This is a genomic window from Alienimonas chondri, assembly GCF_013036045.1.
Lineage (GTDB): Bacteria > Planctomycetota > Planctomycetia > Planctomycetales > Planctomycetaceae > Alienimonas > Alienimonas chondri.
The window spans coordinates 1-941 of sequence record NZ_WTPX01000339.1 but is presented as its reverse complement, the minus strand read 5'-3'; the positions used below and the strand labels follow the sequence as shown (position 1 = coordinate 941).

Genomic DNA, 941 nt, shown 5'->3' with positions numbered 1-941 from the left:
GGCGGACGAACGGTTGGCGGCGGCCCGCGATGCGGCGGCGGCCGGACGGTACGGGGACGCGGTCGGCATTCTGCTGGGCGGACTGACCGATCGGGTCGAGCTCGCCGGATTGATCCGCCCCCGCCGCGGCCTCACCGCCCGGGAGTATCTCCGCGCCGCGCGCCCCGACGCGGCGCTGCACCCGGCGCTCAACACCGTGGTGAAGGTGTACGAGCCGCTGGGCTACGGCCGTCGCCCCGGTCGCCTGGAGCAGTACGCGGAGGCCGAAGCGGCCTACCTCGCCGGCGTCTCGACTCGCGCCGCCCACGATCCGGCGCCCGGCCGTGATCCGGCGCCGATCACAGGTCGTCCCTCCGGGACGGGCGAATCCGGGACGGGCGAATGACGCGCGTGCCGCTGGGGGCCAGAGACGCGGCGTGGGCGACGGCCTGCGGGCTGTTGCTGCTGGCGCAGTTCGCCCCGGCCGACTGGCGGCCGGCGTTGCCGGACGACACCCGCAGCCCGGCGCCGGACGGTCAGAAGGCGCTCGTGCTGCTCGCCGCCCGGGCGGGCTATCAGACGGTCCGCCGCGAATCGCCGCTGGCGGCCCTCGCGGAGCGGGAAGATCCCTTCGACACGCTGCTGGTCGTCCTCGGCCCGCCCCGCGATCTGACCGAGGACGAGCGGGCCACGCTGGAGGACTGGGTCCGCGGCGGCGGCGGGTTGCTGTTCGCCTCGCGCGGGGGACAGTCCGTGGATCTGGGGGAACTCGGCGGAATCGAGGGCGAGGGCGACGGGAGCGGACTGACAGGCGCCGAACCGACGTTCGCCGCGGGGCTGGAGCGAGACGATCTGAAACTGTTCTGGCCGTACGGCGGGGAGGTGACCGCGGCGGGGGACGCCTTGGTGGAGGCGGACGGGGCCGTCCGCGTCGCTCGCACGGAATTGTGGGGCGGCGGGAC

2 protein-coding genes are annotated in these 941 nt (G+C 75.3%); both read left to right on the top strand.

Annotated features, from left to right (window positions below; translation table 11 throughout):
• The coding region (locus LzC2_RS21530) for a DUF4129 domain-containing protein (protein ID WP_171190071.1) at positions 1-385 on the top strand (385 nt) is incomplete at its 5' end.
• The coding region (locus LzC2_RS21525) for a DUF4350 domain-containing protein (RefSeq protein ID WP_171190070.1) at positions 382-941 on the top strand (560 nt) is incomplete at its 3' end. The genes LzC2_RS21530 and LzC2_RS21525, both read left to right, overlap by 4 nt.